The organism is Actinomyces sp. Z5, assembly GCF_003287795.1.
GTDB lineage: Bacteria > Actinomycetota > Actinomycetes > Actinomycetales > Actinomycetaceae > Actinomyces > Actinomyces glycerinitolerans.
In genome coordinates this window covers 1-6,389 of the sequence record NZ_QMIN01000088.1, presented here as the reverse complement: position 1 = coordinate 6,389, position 6,389 = coordinate 1, and the positions used below count along the sequence as shown (strand labels likewise).

6 protein-coding genes are annotated in these 6,389 nt (G+C 69.0%); 5 read left to right on the top strand and 1 reads right to left on the bottom strand.

The genetic code is table 11. The features are described 5' to 3' along the window. From DRB06_RS12250 to DRB06_RS12235, 4 genes are all read left to right on the top strand, one after another. Positions 1–599, top strand: a 599-nt coding sequence (locus tag DRB06_RS12250) for an amino acid ABC transporter ATP-binding protein (RefSeq protein WP_146750884.1), incomplete at its 5' end; no start/stop codon positions are given. Between the two features lie 49 nt (positions 600–648). Continuing rightward, positions 649–1,554: a glutamate ABC transporter substrate-binding protein gene (locus DRB06_RS12245; RefSeq protein WP_111820095.1), complete on the top strand. Its 906-nt coding sequence runs from the start codon at positions 649–651 to the stop codon at positions 1,552–1,554. Between the two features lie 36 nt (positions 1,555–1,590). Beyond that, a complete protein-coding gene (locus DRB06_RS12240) occupies positions 1,591–2,271 on the top strand; it encodes an amino acid ABC transporter permease (protein WP_073330619.1) in 681 nt (226 codons plus the stop codon). Further along, positions 2,268–3,197: an amino acid ABC transporter permease gene (locus DRB06_RS12235; protein ID WP_073330622.1), complete on the top strand. Its 930-nt coding sequence runs from the start codon at positions 2,268–2,270 to the stop codon at positions 3,195–3,197. Before DRB06_RS12240 ends, DRB06_RS12235 begins: the two co-directional genes overlap by 4 nt. A 7-nt stretch (positions 3,198–3,204) precedes the next feature. On the opposite strand, the gene DRB06_RS12230 is transcribed toward DRB06_RS12235, so the two are convergent. Then, positions 3,205–4,743 (bottom strand): NAD(P)/FAD-dependent oxidoreductase, encoded by a 1,539-nt coding sequence (locus tag DRB06_RS12230; RefSeq protein ID WP_108967893.1) that lies wholly within the window; start codon positions 4,741–4,743, stop codon positions 3,205–3,207. 222 nt (positions 4,744–4,965) lie between these two features. Between DRB06_RS12230 and DRB06_RS12225 the strand changes: the two genes are divergently transcribed. Beyond that, on the top strand, positions 4,966–6,258 hold the full coding sequence (locus DRB06_RS12225; protein WP_108967895.1) for a hypothetical protein: 1,293 nt from the start codon (positions 4,966–4,968) through the stop codon (positions 6,256–6,258). Positions 6,259–6,389 lie beyond the last annotated feature (131 nt).

Genomic DNA, 6,389 nt, shown 5'->3' with positions numbered 1-6,389 from the left:
GCCGCACCATCAACCGGCTGGAGTCGATCGACTCCGGCACCATCCGCATCGACGGCCAGGAACTGCCGCAGGAGGGCAGGGAGCTCGCCCGGCTGCGCGCCGAGGTCGGCATGGTGTTCCAGTCCTTCAACCTGTTCGCCAACAAGACGATCCTGGACAACGTCACGCTGGGCCCCATCAAGGTGCGGGGCGTCTCCAAGCCGGAGGCCGAGGCGGAGGCACACCGACTGCTGCAGCGCGTGGGGGTGGACTCCCAGGCGAACAAGTTCCCGGCGCAGCTCTCCGGCGGGCAGCAGCAGCGCGTCGCCATCGCGCGCGCCCTGGCGATGCGTCCCAAGGTGATGCTCTTCGATGAGCCCACCTCCGCCCTGGACCCGGAGATGGTCAAGGAGGTCCTCGACGTCATGGCGGAGCTGGCCGCGGAGGGCATGACCATGATCATCGTCACCCACGAGATGGGTTTCGCCCGCCAGGCCGCCGACCGAGTGGTCTTCATGGCCGACGGCGCCATCGTCGAGGAGGCCGCCCCCGACGAGTTCTTCACCAGCCCGCGCACCGAGCGCGCCCAGGACTTCCTGTCCAAACTGATCACCCACTGAAGTCCCGCATCCGCTCACCACTAGCACCGCCCACCGATAGGAGGTCGGCATGCATCCCCTCAACCACTCACGCCGCCGCAGCCCGCGCGATGTGCCCGCACGGCGGCACCCCCGCTCCCGGCCGGCGCGCCGCGCCCGGGCCGTGCTCGCCGTCCTCCTGGGGCTGACCCTGGGCGTCACGGGACTGGCCGCCTGCTCCGGCGGCGACACCTCCGCGCACTCCATCCGCATCGGCATCAAGTTCGACCAGCCCGGCATGGGCCTCAAGGACGGCTCGGAGTACACCGGCTTCGACGTCGACATGGGCCGGGCCATCGCCGCCAAACTGGGCTATCAGGAGGACGAGATCGTGTGGGTGGAGGCCGTCTCCGCCCAGCGAGAGACCATGCTGCGCAACGGGCAGGTGGACATGGTCATCGGCACCTACTCGATCACGGACGCGCGCCGGGAGAAGATCACCTTCGCCGGCCCCTACTTCATCGCCGGGCAGGACCTGCTGGTGCGCTCCGACTCGGACATCTCCGGTCCCGATGACATGGATGGCCACATCCTGTGCTCGGTGGAGGGCTCCACCTCCGCCCAGACGATCCGCGACAACTACTCCACGGGCACCCTCCAGCTGTTCCCCGTACGCTCCTACTCCCAGTGCGTGGAGTTCCTGGCCGCCGGCACCGTCGACGCCGTGACCACCGACAACATCATCCTGGCCGGATTCGCCGCCCAAGACAATTACACGGGCAAGGTGCAGGTGGTCGGCAACGCCTTCTCCGAGGAGCACTACGGCGTCGGTCTGCCCCAGGGGAACCCCGACCGCTGCCTGGCCGTCAACCAGGCGATCACCGACATCATCGCCGAGGGCACCTGGAGCCGGCTGCTTCAGGACAACGTCGGCACCGCCTTCGACCCCGATGCGACCCTCAACCCGCCGACGGTCGACGACTCGCTGTGCGAGTAGGCGGCCCGGAATCGGCAGGAAGGAAAGGAAGAGCCATTGGGTGAGCTGCTATCCCAGTACGACGTCCTCGGCGCGTTCCTCGTCAACATTGAACTGACACTCTTCTCCGCGATCGGCGCCGCCCTGCTCGGCACCATCCTGATGATCATGCGGGTTTGTCCGATGGGCTCGCTGCGTGGCTTCGCCGCGGCCTTCACCAACATCGTCATGAACATCCCGCTGACCCTGATCATCCTGGCCTGCTCGCTGGGGGTGTACGGACAGCTCGGCATCGTCGTCTCGGGCCGTTGGGGCGACCAGTGGCTGGCACGCAACTCCTTCTGGCTGACGGTCATCGGCCTGAGCGTGTACACCGCCACCTTCGTGTGCGAGGCGCTGCGCTCGGGGCTGAACACCGTTCCGCCCGGGCAGGCGGAGGCCGCCCGTGCGATCGGTCTGGGCTTCGGGCAGACCATGGGGTCGATCATCCTGCCGCAGACCCTGCGCGGGGCGGTGGCCCCGCTGGGCAACACCCTGATCGCGTTGGCCAAGAACACCACGGTCGCCTCGGCCGCGGGCGTGTCCCAGGCGGCCTCGGTGATGTCGGACATGTTCGAGTTTTCCCCGCAGCACCTGCTGGCGATCTTCGCCGTCTTCGCGATCGGCTGGACCATCATCGTCCTGCCGATCGGACTGCTCACAACCTCTCTGTCCCGGAAGCTGGCGGTGGCCCGATGAACGACCAGTCCCTCCTGTTCGACCTGCCCGGTCCCCGGGCCCGGCGCCGCGAGCGCATCGGCAACGCGATCGGCATCGTGGTGCTGGTGGCGCTTGGGGCGTGGGTGATCGTCGCCCTGGCCGCCAAGGACCAGTTCACCGCCGCCCGCTGGGCGCCCTTCCTGACCGTCTCCGCCTGGACCGACTACCTGCTGCCGGGCCTGTGGGCGACGCTGCGGGCCGCCGCCGTGGCGCTGGTGGCCGCCTTCGTCTTCGGGGTGGTCTTCGGGCTGGGTCGGCTGGCCGACGCCCGCCCGGTGCGCTGGATCAGCACCGTGGTGGTGGAGTTCTTCCGGGCGGTTCCCGTGCTGGTGCTCATGCTGTTCTTCTACTTCATGTTCTCCCAGGCGTCCTTCGTGCCGGCCACCTCGGCCGCGTTCTGGGGCGTGGTCACGGCCCTGACCCTGTACAACGGGTCGGTGGTGGCCGAACTGGTTCGCTCCGGCATTCACTCCCTGCCCTCCGGGCAACGTGAGGCGGCCCTGGCGATTGGGCTCACGCCGGCCCGCTCGCGCCGGCTCATCGAGCTGCCGCAGGCACTGGTGGCGATGATGCCGGCCATGATCAGTCAGCTGATCGTGGCCCTGAAGGACACGGCCCTGGGATACATCATCACCTACTCCGAGCTGCTGGCCGCAGGCAGCCTGTTGGGCAGCGCCAAGGCGAACCTGATCCCGTCGCTGATCGTCACGGCCGTCATCTTCGTGGCGCTCAACTTCGGCATGTCCTGGGCGGCGCAGCGCCTGGCCGACCGGCTCTCCCGCCGCACCAGCGAGCAGATGAGCACGGTCACCGGTATTGCCACCGCCGCGGACGTGGCCGACGTCCCGACCCCAGCGCTGCCGGTCCCGCCGCGTCCGGAACGCTCGGGACGACGGCCCCGGTAAGGCCTGCCTACTCCGCTGTTTCCTTGGTCGCGTCCGTCTGGGCCCGCGCACGCTGCTGGGCCAGCCGGGCGTCGTGCTCCGCGGCGGCGGCGAAGGCGGCGCCCGGTGCGGCCACCGAACCGAAGCTGGCCAGGTCGCGGCGAAATACGGCGGCGGCGAACCAGTCCATCATGATGCGCACCTTCCGGTTCAGGGTGGGCATGGCGTACACGTGGTAGCCGCGGTGCGCGGTCCAGGCCGGCAGACCGCGCAGGTTATGGCCCAGGATGCGAGCCACCCCCTTGCCGATGCCGAGGGAGGCGACGGTGCCGAGGTTCTCGTGGCGGTAATCGGCCAGCTCCACCGACGCATCGGGGTCGGCCGCGAGCGTGGCGGCCAGATTGTCGGCCAGTACCTTCGCCTGGCGGACGGCGTGCTGGGCGGTGGGGGCACAGGTGGCGGCCGGGTCCTGGCTGGTCAGGTCGGGCACGGCCGCGCAGTCCCCGGCGGCCCAGGCGCCGTCTACGACGACGCCGTCGCGGGCCACCTGCAGGGTGGGCAGGGTGGTGACGCGCCCGCGCCCCTCGATGGGCAGGTCGGAGTCGGCCAGCACCGGGGCGGCCTTGACGCCGGCGGTCCATACGATGGTGTCGGCGTCGAACTCGGTGCCGTCGGACAGGACCACGTGCCCGTCCACGCAGGAGTTGAGGAAGGTGGACAGGCGCACGTCGATGTCGCGCTCGCGCAGCTGCTGCAGGCCGTAGCCGGACAGCTCCTCGGTCAGTTCCGGCAGGATGCGGCGAGTGCCCTCCACCAGCACGAAGTGCACATCGCTCTGCTCGACGCTGGGGATCTTGGCGACGGCGGCCCGGGCCATGTCCTCGAGTTCGGCGATCGCCTCCACGCCGGCGAAGCCGCCGCCCACGAACACGAAGGTCAGTAACCGCCGGCGGCGGTCGTGGTCCCAGGTGGAGGCGGCCTCCTCGATATTGGACAGGACGCGATTGCGCAGGGCCAGGGCCTCCTCCACCTGCTTGAAGCCGAGGGCCTGCTCGGCCAGGCCGGGAATCGGCAGGGTGCGGGCCTCGGCGCCCAGGGCCAGCACCAGGTGGTCGTAGGCGAGCTGGTAGGGCTCGGGGACCACGCGCGTGGATTCGGGGGTCGGGGGCGTGATGGTGATGTTGCGGTGGGCGTGGTCGATGCCGGTGACGGAGCCGGTCAGGATCGTGATGCCGTCCAGGCCGCGGCGGTGGGAGGCGACGACGTGGCGCGGCTGGATGGAGCCGGCCGCGACCTCCGGCAGGAAGGGCTGGTAGGTCATGTATGGGCGCGGGTCGACGACGGCGATCTCGACCTCGTCGGTGTTCAGCCGCCGGCGCAGCGCCCGGGCGGTGGTGAAGCCGACGTATCCGCCGCCCGCGATGACCACGCGGGGCGGGCGGTGGCGGCCCTGGTCGACGGCGACGGCGGGCACGTGCGGACGCGGCGAGCGGATGGTGACGGCGAGGGCGGCGCCTGCGGCCGCCAGGCCGGCGGCGCCGAGGGTGATGGCGACGGGACGTCTCATAGGGAAAATGTAAGGGTTGCCTTACGTAAGGAGAAAGCGGCCTCGGCGCCGCTACCCATGATTCGCCTCACACCCGCGCCCAAACGCGCCGATACCAGCACTAGTCACGTGCCGCAATGCCTCCCGCACCTCCGCCAATGTCCGAGCAAATAACGCTTGCGAAACCGTGACGTGGCTGTTTTACTGCCCATTGTCTCAGCCATTGACCCAGGAACTTGAGTGATGCGACTTCGTAGTCTCCCCCGCCGTACGACCGCACTGGTCGCCGTCTCCGCCCTGACCGCCGCGGCGGCATGCTCCTCCCCCACGGCGACGGAGGCCGACTCCTCCGCTGCCGCCTCGCCGAGCCGCGCCACCTACGGCACGCAGGCCCCTTTGGTGGGGAACGCGAATTTCGAGGCGGTAGGCCTGACCGCGACCACGTTCAGTTTCAAGGCCGAATCGGGCACGGTCCGCGCGGACGAGCTCGGAATCACCTACATCGACCCTCGCACAGACGATTCCGCGGACCTGACGGTACGTCGCACCCTGTGGGACGGCACCGAGGCCTGGTCCGCAGCCGTGGCGGTGCCCGACGGCGCCGCCGACATGCAGGCGCGGTTGAGCCTGGACCCGGCAATCGGGGTCGTCTCGGTCTGGTTCTCCGGCCCGGACGCGCCGAGCGAGGACGGCGCCATCATCCTTAGGAACACCGACGCCATGTCCGGTCAGGTCACCTGGCTGGACGTGGAGACCGGTAGGGCCGTCTCCGAGGATCTGATGGTCACCGCCTCCGATCTTGCGGGCGTGTCCGTGCGCACGAATGAGGACTTCGTGGGCGCTATCGTCATGGAGGACGACTCGACGACCTCCGGCCTGCTGCATGTCGACGCCGACCTCACCTTGGCGGGCTCGGCCTGGGGCGACCTGATCTCGGCTGAGGGCGACTTCCAATTGAGCGGCGTATCCCAGTGGAACAGCGTGCCTTTGTTCACACTCGTCGACAAGAATGACGGCAGCAACAACATCGTGCAGTTCGGCTCCACCGAGCTGCTGACCGCCGACAGTGACGCCATCCGGTTCATCCCCGGCCCCACGCACCTGGGTCTGAAGCACGATGAGGACCTGTGGCTGGTGGATGATACGGGCACCGTCGTCGAGGTCGACACCAGCGCCTGCGAGCTGGGCAACAACCACCAGTACCCGACAATCTCCGACACGGCACTGTATGCCGGCCTCGCTCGCGTCACCCTCGGCGACATGTCCGTGGAGTGCCTGGCAGACATCGCCCCCACCCCGGACGCCGCGATCGTCGGGGAGTTCTCCGACGGCAACCTGCTGCTCGCATCAACCCTGTCCAACGCGCAGGTGCGCGGCACCTGGCTGGTTCCGGCCGACCGTTCCGAGGCCGTGGAACTGGACAGCCTCGGCCCGGTTGAGGTGCACTCGGACCACGTCGTCAACATCGTGGACGGCTCCGAGAGCACGTTCGTGGACGTCTACGACTACCGCGATCTGCTGCCGACGCAGCAGTGACGTCGACCGCAGAGCACGGCCGGGCAGGACTAGGCACCAGGGCTAGGTCGTGTTGTGTGAGTCGTTTGTGCTGGTCGGGCGGTGCTGGCGATGTGGGTGGTGGTCTGGTAGCGGATAGCGAGTTCGTCGTA